At 58.6% G+C, this 16772-nt stretch carries 17 protein-coding genes and 1 riboswitch; of the genes, 5 read left to right on the top strand and 12 right to left on the bottom strand.

Features of this window, described 5'->3' with window-relative positions; translation table 11 throughout:
• The first annotated feature begins 37 nt into the window (after positions 1-37).
• Both PG897_RS12330 and PG897_RS12325 read left to right on the top strand, forming a co-directional pair.
• Positions 38-451, top strand: coding sequence for a GNAT family N-acetyltransferase (locus tag PG897_RS12330; protein WP_201882391.1), 414 nt, complete (start codon positions 38-40; stop codon positions 449-451).
• Entirely contained in the window at positions 448-957 is a 510-nt protein-coding gene (locus PG897_RS12325; RefSeq protein WP_017786011.1) for a hypothetical protein, read from the top strand. The genes PG897_RS12330 and PG897_RS12325 overlap by 4 nt, the downstream gene beginning before the upstream one ends.
• Before the next feature lie 33 nt (positions 958-990).
• Here the strand turns inward: PG897_RS12325 and PG897_RS12320 are convergent, their stop codons facing one another.
• Positions 991-1572, bottom strand: coding sequence for a hypothetical protein (locus tag PG897_RS12320; protein WP_024942178.1), 582 nt, complete (start codon positions 1570-1572; stop codon positions 991-993).
• 222 nt (positions 1573-1794) lie between these two features.
• Here PG897_RS12320 and PG897_RS12315 point away from each other — a divergent pair, with 222 nt between their 5' ends.
• Both PG897_RS12315 and PG897_RS12310 read left to right on the top strand, forming a co-directional pair.
• Positions 1795-2427 carry a Vat family streptogramin A O-acetyltransferase gene (locus tag PG897_RS12315; protein ID WP_201882390.1) on the top strand — a complete coding sequence of 211 codons (633 nt, stop codon included), beginning with the start codon at positions 1795-1797 and terminating at the stop codon, positions 2425-2427.
• A 213-nt stretch (positions 2428-2640) separates the two neighbouring features.
• The gene (locus PG897_RS12310; protein ID WP_201882389.1) at positions 2641-3357 is read left to right on the top strand and encodes a hypothetical protein; all 717 of its coding nucleotides are present in this window, start codon (positions 2641-2643) and stop codon (positions 3355-3357) included.
• 128 nt (positions 3358-3485) lie between these two features.
• Here PG897_RS12310 and PG897_RS12305 read toward each other — a convergent pair whose 3' ends face one another.
• The 11 genes from PG897_RS12305 to PG897_RS12255 all read right to left on the bottom strand — a co-directional run bounded on the left by PG897_RS12305 (position 3486) and on the right by PG897_RS12255 (position 15977).
• Entirely contained in the window at positions 3486-4211 is a 726-nt protein-coding gene (locus tag PG897_RS12305; protein WP_201885227.1) for a hypothetical protein, read from the bottom strand.
• Positions 4212-4219: 8 nt separating this feature from the next.
• On the bottom strand, positions 4220-5461 hold the full coding sequence (locus PG897_RS12300; protein ID WP_201883818.1) for a hypothetical protein: 1242 nt from the start codon (positions 5459-5461) through the stop codon (positions 4220-4222).
• 684 nt (positions 5462-6145) lie between these two features.
• Positions 6146-7282, bottom strand: a complete 1137-nt coding sequence (gene thiH / locus PG897_RS12295; protein WP_270829052.1) for a 2-iminoacetate synthase ThiH — start codon at positions 7280-7282, stop codon at positions 6146-6148.
• Positions 7283-7386: 104 nt separating this feature from the next.
• The gene (locus tag PG897_RS12290) at positions 7387-8154 is read right to left on the bottom strand and encodes a thiazole synthase (RefSeq protein WP_201883149.1); all 768 of its coding nucleotides are present in this window, start codon (positions 8152-8154) and stop codon (positions 7387-7389) included.
• A gap of 1 nt (position 8155) precedes the next feature.
• Entirely contained in the window at positions 8156-8362 is a 207-nt protein-coding gene (gene thiS, locus PG897_RS12285) for a sulfur carrier protein ThiS (protein ID WP_042009043.1), read from the bottom strand.
• Positions 8359-9135, bottom strand: a complete 777-nt coding sequence (locus PG897_RS12280; protein ID WP_201883147.1) for a HesA/MoeB/ThiF family protein — start codon at positions 9133-9135, stop codon at positions 8359-8361. Before PG897_RS12280 ends, thiS begins: the two co-directional genes overlap by 4 nt.
• Entirely contained in the window at positions 9125-10732 is a 1608-nt protein-coding gene (thiE, locus tag PG897_RS12275; protein ID WP_043170695.1) for a thiamine phosphate synthase, read from the bottom strand. Before thiE ends, PG897_RS12280 begins: the two co-directional genes overlap by 11 nt.
• The gene (gene thiC / locus PG897_RS12270; RefSeq protein ID WP_043170694.1) at positions 10729-12720 is read right to left on the bottom strand and encodes a phosphomethylpyrimidine synthase ThiC; all 1992 of its coding nucleotides are present in this window, start codon (positions 12718-12720) and stop codon (positions 10729-10731) included. Before thiC ends, thiE begins: the two co-directional genes overlap by 4 nt.
• 277 nt (positions 12721-12997) lie before the next feature.
• Positions 12998-13111, bottom strand: a riboswitch (TPP riboswitch).
• A gap of 105 nt (positions 13112-13216) precedes the next feature.
• Positions 13217-14698, bottom strand: a complete 1482-nt coding sequence (gene aerA, locus PG897_RS12265; RefSeq protein WP_017787365.1) for a beta-barrel pore-forming toxin aerolysin — start codon at positions 14696-14698, stop codon at positions 13217-13219.
• Positions 14699-14995: 297 nt separating this feature from the next.
• Positions 14996-15475: a hypothetical protein gene (locus PG897_RS12260; RefSeq protein WP_043170693.1), complete on the bottom strand. Its 480-nt coding sequence runs from the start codon at positions 15473-15475 to the stop codon at positions 14996-14998.
• 85 nt (positions 15476-15560) lie between these two features.
• The gene (locus tag PG897_RS12255; RefSeq protein WP_010635345.1) at positions 15561-15977 is read right to left on the bottom strand and encodes a hypothetical protein; all 417 of its coding nucleotides are present in this window, start codon (positions 15975-15977) and stop codon (positions 15561-15563) included.
• 90 nt (positions 15978-16067) lie between these two features.
• On the opposite strand from PG897_RS12255, the gene PG897_RS12250 reads away from it, so the two are divergent.
• Positions 16068-16736, top strand: coding sequence for a response regulator transcription factor (locus PG897_RS12250; RefSeq protein ID WP_010635346.1), 669 nt, complete (start codon positions 16068-16070; stop codon positions 16734-16736).
• Positions 16737-16772: the final 36 nt, after the last annotated feature.

Below are 16772 nucleotides of genomic sequence, written 5' to 3'. Positions count from 1 at the left end.
TATTGATAGAGGCCCTTTACCCGGCTCTGGAGAGACCATGCACCTGACCCAACCCCAACCCCCTGCCGAGCAGGATGTCGACGCGCTGCGCATCGGCCTGTCTGGCTACAACATCAGCCAGGCTGGCACCCACCTGCGCGAGCACATCGCCAGTTTTATCAAGGATGAAGCGGGCAAGGTGCACGGCGGCATCACCGCCGACCTCAAGTGGGGTTGGCTGCACGTGGACTGGCTCTGGATTGACGAGCGCATCCGCCAGGATGGCTGGGGCGGCCGCCTGCTCGCCACCATGGAGCAGTACGCCCGCAGCAAGGGCATCAGCAACTTTCATCTGGAAACCACCAGCTTCCAGGCGCTGCCCTTCTACCAGAAGCAGGGTTACCAGGTCTTTGGCGAGCTGCCGGACATGCCGCCTGGGCACATCACCTATTTTCTGAAAAAGCAGGTATGAGGCCGCTGTCGCCACTCACCACCAAGGGCAAGGCCAAACCCAAGCTTCTCAGCCCGGCCTTGGGTGCACTATGTCTGTTGCTGACCACAAGCCAGAGTGCCATGGCCCTGTCGTTGCACGATCTGGATCCGGCGTTTGCGCGTTGTGAGGCAAGCAAGGCCCGCCACAAACCCGCGTTGCCTCCCAAAGAGGACCGCTTCTGGTTGCTGGAAAGAGAGCAGCAGGTGACGGTGCTTGTCTACCTGCATGAGAAGAGCATGGAACGCTGCACAGCAGCAGAGGTAGAGGCACTGACGATCAAGGCGTTCCATCAGGCAGTCGCCGGAGACCGCGCCTTGCTCGATGCCCTGATCAAGGCAAGATCCACGACACTCACGCCGGCTCAGCAGGCACAGTTACAGCAAGTTGGACAGACAGAGCTGGACAGGCTGGCCAAGCTGACGGGCTTTGCGCACCCTTTCTCACTGCTCGATTACCTCAACCTGCTGGCACCGTCCAAAGCGTGAAGGGCTGACAAACTTGTCAGCCCTTCGGCATCCTCAGTGGCTGGCGGAGCGACTGCCGCTCCAGAGCAGCTCGCCGCTGCGCAGCTCCATCAGGGTCATCGACAGCCGATAGCGGCTGCCCTCGGCCACCAGATCCCCGTAGAGCATGTAACCGGCGCCGGTCTGGCGACCGAGCCGTACCAGGGAGGCAGGGTTCATCCTGCCCTGCTGATACTCAAGCTGGCCAGTGATGGCGGCCACCTGACCCGGGTCGACAAAGCGAAAACCGCTCTTGCTCTGAATGCGCTTGCTCATTGCTGCCGCCATGGCGCGGGTATCCACCGGCTCGCCGGTGCCGTTCTGGGGCGGAGTGAGCAGCAGCACCGGCTGACCGGTTTGCGCCAGCTCGCGCACCTCGGGGGCCTGCACAAACGCATCGGCCATGGCCAGCGCCAGCCCGGTCGGTGCCACCGGTTTGGGCAGCGGCGCTCCGGCATCCGGCTTGGTCACCGGCTTGTCCGGCTGCACCACGGGGGCATCCGGCTCGCTCACCGGGGCCTGAGTGCCGCCGTAGGGATTGACCGCACAACCGCCCAGCAGCAGGGCCCCCACCATCAACAAGGAACGCAGCTTCATCTTTTATCTCCGCCAGAAGTCCGTAAACGGGCATCAACCACCGCCCGCATGGCGGAGCCCCTGCCCCGCATCTTCCTTATGCTAGAGACAAACCCCGGCGGGGTCGATGTGCCCACCACCACAGGGCGACAGAGACTGGCGAAGCGGAGGGCACAAAAGGGTGGCAAGGCTCCACCCGATTCCGTTAGGGTAGCCTGAGCCCAAACGCCAGAGGAGCACCCCATGCACGGACCCGACCCCGCCAACCCGCACCCCATGGCGGGCTTCCCCCAGGTGTGCTTTATCAAGAACACCATCAAGGGGCCCAATATCGAGGTGGGTGATTACACCTATTACGACGATCCGGAGGATTCGGCGGGCTTCGAGCGCAACGTCCTCTACCACTTCCCCTTCGTCGGCGACAAGCTGATCATCGGCAAGTTCTGCGCCATCGCCCGCGGGGTCAAGTTCATCATGAACGGCGCCAACCACCAGACCTCCGGCTTCTCCACCTACCCCTTCTTTATCTTCGGCAACGGCTGGGAGCATGCCGCACCCGCCCCGGGCAGCCTCCCCTACAAGGGGGATACCGTCATCGGCAACGATGTCTGGATCGGCTTCGAGGCCCTGATCATGCCGGGAGTGAAGGTCGGTAACGGCGCCATCATCGCCGCCCGCGCCGTGGTCACCGGTGACGTGCCCGCCTACGCCGTGGTCGGCGGCAACCCCGCCAAGGTGATACGCTACCGCTTCGACGACGACACCATCGCCCGTCTCAATGCCATCGCCTGGTGGGACTGGCCGGTGGAGCAGATCAGCCGGAACTTAAAGCTGATTGGCGGCGGGGAGATAGCGGAGTTGGAAAAAATAGGGTGATGGTGATCAATCAAGGAGAAGCTAAACAGCTCACCATAGCAACGTGCAATTGTGATTAAAAAATATATCTGCCAACTGAACCGAATATGAAGACGCCGCAACAGTGCTAAAGGCTTCATATAAAGTTCGGTCAGCGATACACTGACCCACTAGGTGCGATGGGGGCCTTGCCAACCCCAAGCACCGTTTATTCCTCTGAGGCTGGTCCCGAACATGAACCTAGATCTAATGAAGTCTTTCGCTCAAATCGCCGCACCAGCTGGTATTGCTATTGGTGCATACTTTTATATCGCTCGTGATGTTGTTGCAAAGAATATTTTTCCTAATCTTACGAAGCAGAATGCCTTTCACATCATCATATTTGTAGTGTTCTCAGCATGGACAGTAGCACTTGCAGGAATAGCAGCTTGGGTATATGTCACTTTTCAAAGTTCAAGTAACACTACAGCTATAGCTGCATACCCACCCATTTCAATGGAGACTCTTAAAAATCTCACATACCGAATGGGAGATGATTCAATCACCCTGCAAGATGGGGGGCGAGAGTTTATTCCAGACAATGAGCAGGGAATGCACGAAAAAACTATTGCGGTTTTTCTAACCGACCATGCATTTGGCGATCTTGATAGCGACGGTAGTAATGATGCTATTGCTGTGATCCAATCTAGCGATGGGGGTAGTGGTATTTACTATTATCTAGCTACTATATTCAATGATATGGGGACCGCAAAACAATATGGTGATTCATACATCTTAGGGGATCGGTTGAACTTCCGAAGTATCTCTATATATGAAGGGAAAGTCACGATTGAACTTATGATGCATAGTCCTGACGATGGATTATGTTGTCCAACACAGTTCCGAAAACTGGAGTTTGTAGTAAAAAACAGATTACTCCATTGTACTACGCTTCCATGCTCGGAAATATAAATGCATACAAAAAAAATAGTCTCATTGATGCTGATGGATTGATAAACAAAGCAATAGTAAAAAAATAATCTACTGGTAGCTTCTGTCAACCCCTCAAAAACATAGTATATACTTCTTCACTCCATAACTTATTTTTTAATTTTAACACTGCTCATTGCTTTATTTTCCACATTTATAAATTGAGATGAAAACCATACACCATTAATATCTTCATGCTCTAATTTAACTCTAGTTTCTTTACTTACCTTGGCTTTGAATGTAATCAAATATACTCCTGGGGTTTTAATTTCCACAAAAAAGCTCAAATCCTTTTGTGAGCCAACAAATAGATAAAGGTCATCAAATATCCTTTGCTCATTCTCTCCTTGCTCTCCCAAAATAGATTTATACAGCTGAGGACGCAATGCAAAAAGACCTTTTACTTTGTCCCCATCATAATGAGTTTTGTAGATAGTTAAAGGTGTGTCCCCCCAAGACATATGAATATCATTTGTGCCTGTATTCTTTACCGAAACCGTAATAAACAAACCAACATTTCCATTCGATAATGTCACTTGCCTTTCAGAAATAACAATATTACTTGAATCAGTCCCTTCTATTCTCTCCCTTAACTCTTGTAATTCCACTTCAACTTTCTTTTTTTCTTCAATAGTTTTTTTAAGATCTACCTCTGCCTTTTCCCTCTGCTGAAGAACACCAAAAGTCGAATATGTCCATAAGCCTGTAGCTACAATAGAACAGACTATAGCAATATATTGCAGTGTTTCTGCCCAGTTATTTTCAAACGGCTTCATAAAACCACTAGTTAAGCGCCGTAGCAACAACCTTAAATAAGCGTTCAAGCGAGCAAGCATATTTTTACCTATAACATGGTTTCATCATCTATGATTGTACGCCCAAAACCATCATCACCACCATCACCACCATTAGACGTTCTATTGCTACGCGGTGAATCCGTTTCTACTACGTCAGAATCTACCACAATTGAGTCATTCGATCTTGTTAATGACATAACAAGACTCTCTTTTGCCTCTAAAAAACCTAACTCAATGTCATTTCTTTCCATTACTTGATTAACTAAAGCTTGCTCTGCATCTGAGAGAGCTATTGGAGTTCGATCATCAGCATATGAAACATTAGCACCAAAGCTAGCTGAAAATATTAACGCGTATAAAGCTTTCTTCGTTTCACTCCCATCTAGCTGGAAAAATTGAAATCCTGGAGACATAAAGGCATGTTGGGATGTTAAAGATAAAGCCCCCCAAGAATTATATTGCCGCTGTTGAAGAAAAGTGTAAAAGTCTTCAACATTAATGCTTTGGCTTTCATCTATTCTTCTTGAGTCTATATATATTGAAAGCGCTTCTAATACATCCAGCGATCTGGAAACAGAGGATAAATGAGAGTTAGATATATTGTTGGTACTACCGATCTCAACAGAAAAGCAAACTTTATCACCCATCTCATGTATTGGGGATAGCCAATGATTTAATATTTTTATAGTATCTTCATCATTCAACTTAGAAACAGCCCGAGTATTTTTTAATGCTCTTTCTAAAACGTAAGGAATTCTTCTTCTAGAATATGCTCTACTCCATATAACATTATACCTTAACTTGTACTCGCATGCAGTTTCAATATCACCACTTCGATATACAATGGGGTTGTCAGATATATAAAGGTCAGATATAACCCGCCCAGCCATAACGCTATTTTTATTAACTGTGATAACAATATCGTTAGGTGATATAAGCCTTACATAATCTTTTACTTGCGCATTTATATTACCAATTTTATGAGCTGCATCACCATTAATACTTAATGCTGCGCGATGCATATTAATGATTTCATCTTTTATAGTGTTAGAGTTAACAGGGAAATTATCAAACAAGAAGCTTTGATCAATTACACTTCGCCTCAACTCACCTGATGCCACTAATTCCTGAGGGTTATGAATGATAGCGCTGACATCTAGTGAAATATCTGCGTGACCAAGAGCGATCACACCATTAGTTCGAAAATGGTTAAAAAACGATGCGTTTTCACCGGCTCGAACAATCCAATACTGTCTACTCTCTGGAATTTTGTTGATAACGACTGTCATTTAAGTATTCTCTAATGTAACTTATAGTGTGAGATATTATTACAACCAAGAGCATAGCTCCATACGATGCCTCACATTTCATAGAAAATATCTACTTATCTCCTCATCAGAACTGCAATAACTTAGATGTCAGGTAAAGATCTCAGTTATGGAAAGGGTTTTTCCCGGAAACCAAGATGTAACTCATCTAAACCCCTCTTATTCGTTGAGGCTCACCCACTTGTCTAGACCGCGAGACAGAGCGGCGCCGGGCCATGGGCCAAATCGGGAAAGGGCGAGCGCAGCTCGACCCGATTTGGCGCGAGAACAGAGATGTTCGAAGCGGACTTTGGCCGAAGCCATGGATGGCGAAGGCCAAAGGCCCGTCGGCGCGCGCCGTCGGACAAGCGGGTGAGCCGAAGGAACCCGACGTAAGTCGGGCGAATAAGCGGGGGAGAAGACCTTTGGTGACTTTGGGTCTTTCCAAAGTCACTCGCCCCGGCCCGAAGGGCGGGCGAAACCCCTTCGAGGCCAGAGGCCTCGCGTCCTGCACGGCAAAGCCGTGCCATCGACTATCCCCCCGGACGATTACACCTGACGGCTAATCGACCCTACGATTGCACGGTGCAACCGTGCCTGCTTGCCACAGGCACGAAGTCTGGCTGGACGCCAGGATGCCACCGGCAAAGGAGGGCGTGGCCGCCCCTATCGGCCCAGGAAGGGTTCCCAATCCTTGAACACCGGCTGCAACCCCGCCTGCCGCACGGCGGCGGCCACCTCCCCCACCGGCCTGTCGTCGTGGATGGCAAACTGCTCCAGCTCCTCCGCATCCCCTTCGGCATAGCCTCCCGGCTGGGTGCGCGACTCGGCCGACATCTGGGTGATGCCAAGGCGCACCGCGCCGTTGCGGAAGGTGGCGGACTCGCGGGTGGAGAGCGACAAATCCAGCGTCGGCGAGAAGAGACGCCAGGCGCAGATAAGCTGAGCCAGCTGGCGATCCGACATCACAACCTCCGGCTCCAGCCCCCCGGTACAGGGGCGCAGGCGCGGGAACGAAAGCGAATAACGGCTCTGCCAGTGGTGGCGCTTGAGCCAGGCGAGATGCTCGGCCACGAAGTAGCTGTCGGCACGCCAGTCCGAGGAGAGACCGATCAGCGCCCCCAGCCCTATCTTGTCGATCCCGGCGCGGCCAAGCCGATCCGGCGTGGCGAGGCGCCATGCGATGTCCCGCTTGTTGCCGCGCAGATGGTGGCGGGCGTAGGTGGGGGCGTGGTAGGTCTCCTGATAGACCATGACCGAATCGAGGCCGAGGGTCTTGAGCTCGGCGTATTCGTCTTGGGAGAGGGGCTGCACCTCCATCGCCACCGTGCTGAAGTGGCGGCGGATGATGGGCATCACCTGCCGAAAATAGGCGAGCCCCACCTTGTGCTCATGCTCGCCGGTCACCAGCAGCACGCTGTCGAAACCGCGCGCCTTGATGGCCAGACACTCGCGCTCTATCTCCTCGCTATTCAGGGTCTTGCGCTTGAGGCGGTTGCTCATGGAGAAGCCGCAGTAGGTGCAGTCGTTGGCGCACAGATTCGACAGATAGAGGGGCACATAGAAGCCGATGGTGTTGCCGAAACGCTGGCGGGTGAGGCGCTCGGCCTCGGCCGCCATCCGGGGCAGATAGACCTCGGCGGCCGGGGAGATTAGCGCCATAAAATCGCTCAGGGTGCGGCGGGGTGAACCCAGCGCCCGCGCCACATCGGCGGCAGTTTTGGCGCGGATCTGCATGCCGATATCGTCCCACTCAAGCTCCTGCCAGCGGTCGAGAAAGGAGGGGGCGGTCTCTGACTCCATTGTCCCCTGAGCCCTCACCCCCAGCCCCTCTCCCAAAGGGAGAGGGGAGAAAATAGCTTCCCCTGACAAAGGGAGAGTCGGGGTGGAATCATTGGCTTGCTGACTCATAGCGCCCCCAGAAAATCGGTGAGCGGGCTGGAGGCCTGGGCCTGCACGCCGCGCGCGCCCAGGCCCGCCTTATAGGCGCTACGGCCTGCCTCACAGGCCAGCGCAAAGGCGCGGCCCATGGCGACCGGGTCGCCGCTCACCGCGATGGCGGTGTTGACCAGCACGGCGTCGGCACCCAGCTCAAAGGCGGCGGCCGCGTGGCTTGGCGCACCGATCCCCGCATCCACCACCACTGGCACATTGGCCTGCTCGACGATGATGGAGAGAAACTCCCGGGTCACCAGCCCCTGGTTCGAGCCGATGGGCGCGCCAAGCGGCATCACGGCGGCGCAACCTACCTCTTCGAGCCGTTTGCACAGCACGGGATCCGCCCCGCAGTAGGGCAGCACCACAAAACCCTCTTTCACCAGCTGCTCGGCGGCTTTCAGCGTCTCGATGGGATCGGGCAAGAGATAGCGCGGGTCGGGGTGGATCTCGAGCTTCAGCCAGTGCGTCCCCAGCGCCTCGCGGGCCAGGTGGGCGGCAAACACCGCCTCGGCGGCGGTCTTGGCGCCGGAGGTGTTGGGCAACAGCTTGACCCCGAGTTGCAGCAAGGGGCTCAGGATATCGTCGTGAGCCTTGCCCGGTTCGAGCCGCTTGATGGCCATGGTCACCAGCTGGGAGCCACTTGCCTCGATAGCGGCGGCCATCAGATCCGGGCGGGCAAACTTGCCGGTGCCGGTAAAGAGGCGCGAGGAGAAGGTGTGATCGGCAATCTTGAGCATGTCAGCCTCCCGCAATGGCGGTGAAGAGGTGGAGTTCGTCCCCGTCATTGAGACGGGTCTCGGCCCAGCGGCCACGTGGCAGCACGGCGCCGTTAAGGGCCACCGCCACCCCCTGGGGATGGACGTCTTGGGCGGCCAGCAGGTCGGCCACGCTCTGCCCTGCCGCCAGCGGCTGGGCTTTATCGTTGAGTCGAATGGTCAAGGTCATGGGGTGATTTCCTTGTGCGGCCCGCAAACCGGACAATCGGGGTCGGGAGCCAGCGTGAGGGTCTGCCACTGATGGGCCAGCGCATCGAAGCGGCGCAAGGTGCCGGCGACCGGGCTCGGCATCCCGAGCAGCAGTTTCAGTGCCTCCAGCGCCTGCAGGGTGCCCATCACCCCGACCAGCGGGCCGGTGACGCCGCTGGTCTCGCAGCTCTGGACGAGCTTGGTATCCAGCGGATAGAGGCAGGCGTAGCAGGCGTGATCTGCATGGCTTCGCGCCATCAGCTGCCCCTGCCAGCCCACAGCCGCCGCAGAGATCCAGGGCTTGCCCTGGGCCACGCAGGCGGCGTTGATGGTCTGGCGGGTGGTCAGGTTGTCGCAACAGTCGACAACCAGATCCACCTCTTCCACAAAACCGGGCAGGCTGGCGGCATCGAGCCGCTGATTGATGGCAATCAGCTCCACCAGCGGGTTGTGGGCGGCCAACCGCTCGCGGGCCAGCTCCGCCTTGGAGTGGTTGACTGCCTCGCTATCGAACAGGATCTGGCGCGGCAGGTTGCTGGAATCCACGGTATCGCCATCGGCCAGCCACAAGGTGCCCACACCAGCCCCGGCCAGATAGAGGGCGAGCGGCGAGCCGAGCCCGCCCAGGCCCACGATCAGCACGGATTTATCCTTGAGCCGCGCCTGACCGGCTTCGCCGATCTCCCCCAGCATCAGCTGGCGACCGTAGCGCAAATACTCTTCGTCACTGAGAGACACGGCATCAGAGAGCATCTTCTGCCTCCCGTACAACACAGGCCGAGCGTGGCTCGTCCCCCACCCCCACCGCAGCCAGCAGTCGTTCCGTCGCCCCCTGCCAGTCGTCGCTCGCCGTGATGGCCGAGACCAGGGCGATGCTGCCGACCCCGCTCGCCTTGACCGCCGCGACCCGCTCCTCGCTGATGCCGCCGATGGCGACCGTCGGCCAGTCGCACATCAGGGCGCGGTAGTTGTGCAACCGCTCCAACCCCTGGGGGCGCGAAGGCATCGCCTTGGTGTTGGTCGGGAAGATATGACCCAGTGCGATATAGGAGGGGGCAAGCTCGCGGGCGCGCATCAGCTCGAAGTAGCCGTGGGTGGAGATGCCAAGGCGCAGCCCGGCCGCCTGAATGGCGGCGAGATCGGCGGTTTCCATATCCTCCTGCCCCAGGTGCACGCCCCAGGCGCCCGCCTCGATGGCTTGCTGCCAGTAGTCGTTGATAAAGAGCCGCGCCCCATGGCGGCGACCAAGCGCCACAGCATCACGAATGGCCGGCGCCACCTGGGCGGCGGGCAAATCCTTGATGCGCAGCTGGATCGTCTTGACCCCGGCCCCCAGCAGGCGCTTGAGCCACTTGACCGAATCCACTACCGGATAGAGGCCAAGGCTCTGCTCGGTCGGCGCAAAGGGGCCCTGCGGCAGGCGGGCACTGCTTGTCTCATACAGGCCGAAATGGCGATCCAGGGTTGAGCTCGCCAGCACGGCACGGGGGAAGTGGGCGAGATTGTCTGGCCAGCCCAGATGGGCGATGGGGCCGGGGCCCGCCCCCACCCCCTGCGCCGCTGCCAAGCCTTGTTGCAGATAGGCCCGCGCCAGGGTGATGGCGTCTTCCACCGGGTAGTCCTGCGCCACCACGGCGGCGATGGCGCTGGCGTAGCAGCAGCCGGTGCCGTGGCCGTGGCGGGTATCGAGGCGCGGCGCGGCGAGCCAGAATTCGCGGGTCTCGTCCTGGTAGTAGTCGAGGCAGAGATCGCCACCCCATTCCAGGTGGCCCCCCTTGATCAGTACGGCGCGAGCGCCGAGTTCGCGCAGCCGCCGTGCGGCGAGGCGCACCAGCTCAGGGCTGGTGGCGGGCAGACCGGTCAGGGCTTCCAGCTCGGGACCGTTGGGGGTGATCAAAGAGAGGCGCGGCAGCAGGTGCTCACGCACCGCCGCCAGCATGCCGGGCTCGGCCATGGGGGTGCCGGTGCTGGCGATGGCCACCGGGTCGTAGACCACGAAGGGGGCCGGGGTGGCCGCCAGTCGGCGGGCCAGCACCTCCACATGCAGCCGGGTCGGCAGCAGGCCGACCTTGATGGCGGCGGGTGGCAGATCCAGCCCCAGGGCGTCGATCTGGGCGGTAAAAGTCTGCATCAGCACGGGGTCGACCATCTTCACCGCCACCGAGTTCTGGGCCGTGATGGCGGAGATGACGGAGCAGCCGTGCACTCCGAGGTCGTGCAGGGTATGCAAGTCGGCCTGAATGCCGGCCCCGCCGCCGGAGTCGGACCCGGCGATGGTCCAGACCACGGGGCGGGCCTGCGTCACGGCAGACAGGTCGGCGGGGCTGACAGCCCCGCGCTCGCTGCTCACGCCTCCTCCCCTGCGGCCTGCTTCAGGGTCGCCGCCTGGTGGTAGATCTCGCCGCCGGTCTCCTTGAAGGTTTCAGCCATGCGGGCCATGCCGCTCTCCACCTCGGCGACGACCCGCTCCTGCTGGCCATCCATGCCGACCATCTTGATCTCTACGGCTTCCAGCTTGGCGGCGTAGTCGCGCACGTCCTGGGTGATCTTCATGGAGCAGAACTTGGGCCCGCACATGGAGCAGAAGTGGGCCACCTTGCCGGACTCCTGGGGCAGGGTCTCGTCGTGATAGGCGCGGGCGGTGTCGGGATCCAGCGCCAGGTTGAACTGATCCTCCCAGCGGAACTCGAAGCGCGCCTTGGACATGGCGTTGTCGCGGATCTGGGCGCCCGGGTGGCCCTTGGCAAGGTCAGCTGCGTGGGCGGCGATCTTGTAGGTGATGAGCCCCTGCTTCACGTCTTCCTTGTTGGGCAGGCCCAGGTGCTCCTTGGGGGTCACGTAGCAGAGCATGGCGCAGCCGTACCAGCCGATAAGCGCGGCGCCGATGCCGGAGGTGAAGTGATCGTACCCCGGGGCGATGTCGGTGGTGAGCGGGCCCAGGGTGTAGAAGGGCGCCTCGTGGCAGTGCTCCAGCTGCTCGGTCATGTTGCGCTCGATCATGTGCATGGGCACGTGGCCGGGGCCCTCGATCATCACCTGCACGTCGTATTCCCAGGCAATTTTGGTGAGCTCGCCCAGGGTGCGCAGCTCGGCGAACTGGGCCTCGTCGTTGGCGTCATAGACAGAGCCCGGGCGCAGGCCGTCACCCAGTGACAAGCTCACGTCATAGGCGGCGCAGATCTCGCAGATCTCGCGGAAGTGCTCGTAGAGGAAGTTCTCCTTGTGGTGGGAGAGGCACCACTTGGCCATGATGCTGCCGCCGCGGGAGACGATGCCGGTGAGGCGCTTGGCGGTCATGGGCACGAAGCGCAGCAGCACGCCGGCGTGGATGGTGAAGTAGTCCACCCCCTGCTCGGCCTGCTCCAGCAGGGTGTCGCGGAACAGCTCCCAGGTGAGGTCTTCGGCGATACCGTTGGTCTTCTCCAGCGCCTGGTAGATGGGCACGGTACCGATGGGGACCGGGCTGTTGCGCAGGATCCACTCGCGGGTCTCGTGGATGTAGCGGCCGGTGGAGAGATCCATCACGGTGTCGGCGCCCCAGCGGGTGGACCAGACCAGCTTCTCCACTTCCTCTTCGATGCTGGAGGTGACCGCCGAGTTGCCGATGTTGGCGTTGATCTTCACCAGGAAGTTGCGGCCGATGATCATGGGCTCCGCTTCCGGGTGGTTGATGTTGCTGGGGATGATGGCGCGGCCGGCGGCCACTTCATCGCGCACGAACTCAGGGGTGATGTTCTGGGGCAGTCTGGCGCCAAAGCCCTGACCCGGATGCTGGGTGCGCAAGAGCTCGGAACGCACCCGCTCGCGGCCCATGTTCTCGCGCAGGGCGATAAATTCCATCTCGGGGGTCACGATGCCGGCGCGGGCGTAGTGCAGCTGGGTGACCCGGCGGCCCGGCTTGGCGCGGCGAGCGCTCGGCAGGTGTTCGAAGCGCAGGTGATCCAGCCCCTCGTCCGCCAGGCGCTCCTGAGTGAAGGTGGAGCTCAGCCCCTCCAGCGCTTCGGTGTCAGCGCGCTCCAGCACCCAGTTCTCCCGCAGGCGCGGCAGGCCGCGGCGCACGTCGATGGGGGCAGCCTCTTCCCCATAGGGGCCCGAGGTGTCGTAGACCGGCACCGGCTCGTTGGGCTCGAACTGGGGGGCTTCCTTGGTGCCGCCGACGAAGGTGTCGGCCAGCTGGATCTCCCGCAGGGGCACACGGATGTCGGGGCGGGAGCCCTGGATAAAGATACGGCGAGAATTGGGGTGAGCCATCCCCTTCAGGTTGTCGATAAAGGTCTGGGCGCTGGAGCGCTGCTCGCGGCGGCTGGATTTGGTGGTATCAGATACGGAAGTAGACATAGCAAAACTCACATTAACTGGTTGAAGTTATGGGTGTTTGCTTGTCTGGAGTTCGAGGAGAAGATGAACTTGCGACGGGGTGTGCAGGGGGGAGTGAGTCGGGCATGGATCTTCCCAGCTCTGCCATCCCGGTGTTTCCCTAGTCTGGAAACCCGGCGTCCTATGGACAACCGGACGGGACGGCCTCCCCCTCTGTGCGCCTGAACCATCGCGGGCGGAACCCTTGATGGGTGGGGCCCTGCTCCTGATGAGCGAGAGTTTGCCCCGGCGCGGTAACCCGCAAGTTACCCTTGTTTCCCTTCGCAGGTCTTAACCTGATCAGGTTCCACGGATCCCGAATTAACGGTCTCAGCTTAGCGTCGTTCGACGGTCAGCACTCCGACAAGATGGCGCCAGTATAAGTGGGGAAATGGAAAGCACAAGCCTTTAACAAGCCCGACCAGTGCAAACGAAAACCGGGCCAGAGGCCCGGTTCCATCACTACAACGCACTGCCGTTATTGATTTGCTGCTGGCGTCACGCTCAGGCTGACATTGCTGAAGCCAAGCCCGGAGAGCTCTTGCGCATCGAGCGGGATCTCCAGTCGCAGGCCCTGTTCTCCCCTTCTCGCGCTGAGAGCTCGAGGCGCCTTGCCATCCGCCGCGAGGGGCACGGGCGCACCGATTTCGATATTGCCAGCAAACTGGCTCTCGGCGCTGAAATCGCCGGTGATCCCCGCCCGCACCGGGCGCAGCACTCTGGCCAGGTTGTTCTGCATGGTAGACAGGCCGTTCTGCTGGATGGTCCAGTTCCAGTCCCACCACTTCACTTCACCCGGGATGTAACGCTTGTCCCACTGGTAGCGAATGCTGCTCGCCTTGTCCTTGTACGGTCCGATGACGAAGGTGTGGTTCCAGTTCGGGCGATTGTCCGGATGGGTATACCAGGCATTGCCACCCCAACGCAGGAAGCCACTCAGGGTCAGGTCATAACTGACATCGGCCTTGAACTCATAGGGATAGGAGATATCAGCCTTGTAGAGCTCGATCTTCACCGGGATCTTGGAGCGGGCCGGCACCGTCGGCCGCACGGATTGCGACAGGGAGGTGGTGGTAGAACCCCCGTTCTGGGATGCCCATGACTGGTTGGCCGCAATCTCGATGGAGAGTTCGGTTTCCCCTACCAGTGGCCACTTGAACTTGTTCTTGGTAGTCACCTTCTCGCTCAGGCCATAGGTATTGGTCTTGGACCAGTTGGTGGCGGTATCGTAACGCAGGGTGACGTCATACCCGGATTGCGGGGTGTCACTGTCGTTGATCGCCCAGCCCACCACCGTCTTGACCAGTTGGCGATCAGACTGGGTCACGTCACCATGTTTGAAGCTGTCGGGGTCCAAATTGTACGCAAAATTGCTGACCTTGATGGACGTCTTCTCGCCACAACGATAACCCTCGCAACCGCCGTCATTGTTGCCACGGATCACCCAGCCATCGCCATCGCGGGTCACATCCATGTCTTCACCGACATATTGGCTGTGATTGCCGCCCACCCAGGCATAACCGAGATAATGCGCCAGATAGCTGGTTGGCTTGATGAAATTCGCGCTGTCGTGTACCAGTCGCCACTGCACATCCACCTCATCACCATCTGGAATATCCAGGGCTGACAAGGTGGGTATTTCTCCGGTAACAGGATTGACCGGGTAACACCAGGTATTGGACGCCGAGCCAGGTTTTATTTCACCATTATAACCCGGTCCCATTATTACCCAGCCGTTGGCCAGACCGCTTATTTGCCACTGGCCCATCATATTGACAATATTACTTTTAACGCTCTGCGCTTCTTCTCGAGTAATAGGGCGATACTTGTCGCCACAGACCTCCTGACCCAGCGAGAACAGGCGCAACTGGTCTGGATAGACGGGCTCTGCCGCGTGAGCCTGGGCCATCAGCAGGCCGGATATGATCAATGACAAGCCAGTTATTTTTAGTTTTTGCATAGCAACCCCAATATATTTAAACATTGACATACATTCACCAACGCTTATATATCCGCAGGTGACATGTGAGTACGACAATATCAGTCATATTGGCTTCAATATGCGATCCAGACCACGTTTTGATGCATGTATAACATTAATAAAGTAATTAATTGAAGGCTTTTTGATATTAACAAAAATAATATCAGAGCATTCACTTTATTATTTTATTCATCACTTAATCATACTTCAGAATATAGACAAATAGATATTTCTAATTTAGCAATATATATATTAAGTAGCGGGATGACATGGCTCTTATTCTGGTTCATCTTCCGGATTGGCTATCAGGATCTCGGTCAGGCGGCCCTGCAGGTTACGACTGAGCACCAGTTTGCGGCCCGGTTGCAGGTCGGCCGGGCTGCCATTCAGCCAGCGAGTATCGTCATCGAAGGACAGCACGCCAAGCCCCTGCAACCGCAGGGCGCGGCCCGTGACGGCCAGCAGGGAGGCTTCGGCCCGGCGCCACTGGCTGGTCGGCAAGAATCCGGCGATGGCGTCGGCCATGCCAATGCGCTCGGCGACTCCGTCACGGCTGAGGATGGCCAGACGCATGCCGGGTCTGAGTTCATCGTTGCCTGCCACCCCGCTCAGCGCGGCATTGCCGAGCTCGAGTTCGGCCCCCTGAAACTGCAGGCGCAGGCCATCGTTGTGTTCCAGCTCCACCAGCCAGAGTTCGCCATCGGCGGCCAGAGCGCAGAGCGGCAGCGCCAGCAGCAGGAGGGAGGTGCGTGTCATAGCAAAAGGCCCATAGTGAAACCGTGCGAGGTTTAACTATGGGCCCGCTGAGTGGTTTTTTCCGCCCGGTTCGTCTTGCCGTGCGTCAATCATCCTCGCGGCAGCGGCTCAGGCGCATGCCGTCAAACTTGCACTCCAGCTCCAGCCAGCGTCCTTCGAACGGAGCCAGACTGTCGTCCGAGGTGACATAACCCCAGATCCGCCCCTGCTCCACCGGCCCTTCCAGATCCATCTCGTCATCCTCCTCCAGCTTCTCGACCTCCCGAATAAGCCGCAGTTCGCCCTCGACCACCCCTTCCAGGTCGACCCAGGTGCCGCCGAGATCGTCCTCTCTCAGCCCGTCCTTGAAACGGGTCTGTTCGTCGAGCACAAAGGGAATGCCGTTGACCATCAGCTGGCCCAGCTGCCAGGTGGTGCGGCCGGTCAATTTGAACTCCGCCGACTGCGCAGCGCCGAATGGCAGCAAGATCAGCAGCAGGAGAGTGCAGAGAGACTTCTTCATCGGGGATCCTCGGGGTTACACTGCCACACAGGATGCCTCATCCGGTGTGAGATGACCGTGAAATGGCGGTCGGAACCAGGAGATCAAAGCATGAAAATACTGGTGGTGGAAGACAATCCCCAGGTCGCGGAAACCATCATGGATTATCTGGAGCTGGCGGGCCACCGGCTGGACTGCGCCTACCACGGCCAGGCGGCCCTGCAGTTGCTGGCCGAGCAGCGCTTCGACGTCATCATCATGGACGTCATGATGCCGCGCCTCGACGGCCTCAGCACGGTAGCCCGCCTGCGGGAGCAGGGGATCCCGACCCCGGTGCTGTTTCTCACCGCCCGCGACAGCCTGGATGACAAGCTGGCGGGCTTCAAGGCCGGCGGCGACGACTATCTGGTCAAGCCGTTCGCCATGGAGGAGCTGGAAGTGCGGCTGCAGGCGCTGGCCCTGCGCGGCCCCCGCAGCGACATGGGGGCCCTGTGCGTGGGCGAGCTGACCCTGGATCCCGCCAGCGGCCGCGCCACCCGGGCCGGGGTCGAGCTCAAGCTCGGCAAGATCCCGTTCCAGATCCTCACCCTGCTGGCCCGCCGGGCCCCCGCGCTGGTCACCCGCCAGGAGGTGCTCGACACCGTCTGGGGCGACGAGGAGCCGGACTCCGACGCCCTGCGCAGCCACATCTATGCCCTGCGCAACGCCCTCGACAAGCCCTTCCCTGCTCCCATGCTGGAAACCCTGCACGGCCAGGGTTATCGACTGGTGACCCCATGATGGGCCGCCAGCGCTGCCTGAACCAGCCCGCAGGGA

The sequence above is a fragment of the Aeromonas sp. QDB20 genome, assembly GCF_027707805.1.
GTDB classification, from domain to species: domain Bacteria; phylum Pseudomonadota; class Gammaproteobacteria; order Enterobacterales; family Aeromonadaceae; genus Aeromonas; species Aeromonas dhakensis.
Note: the sequence above shows the minus strand (reverse complement) of the source record. Positions and strands in the feature narration are given on the sequence as shown.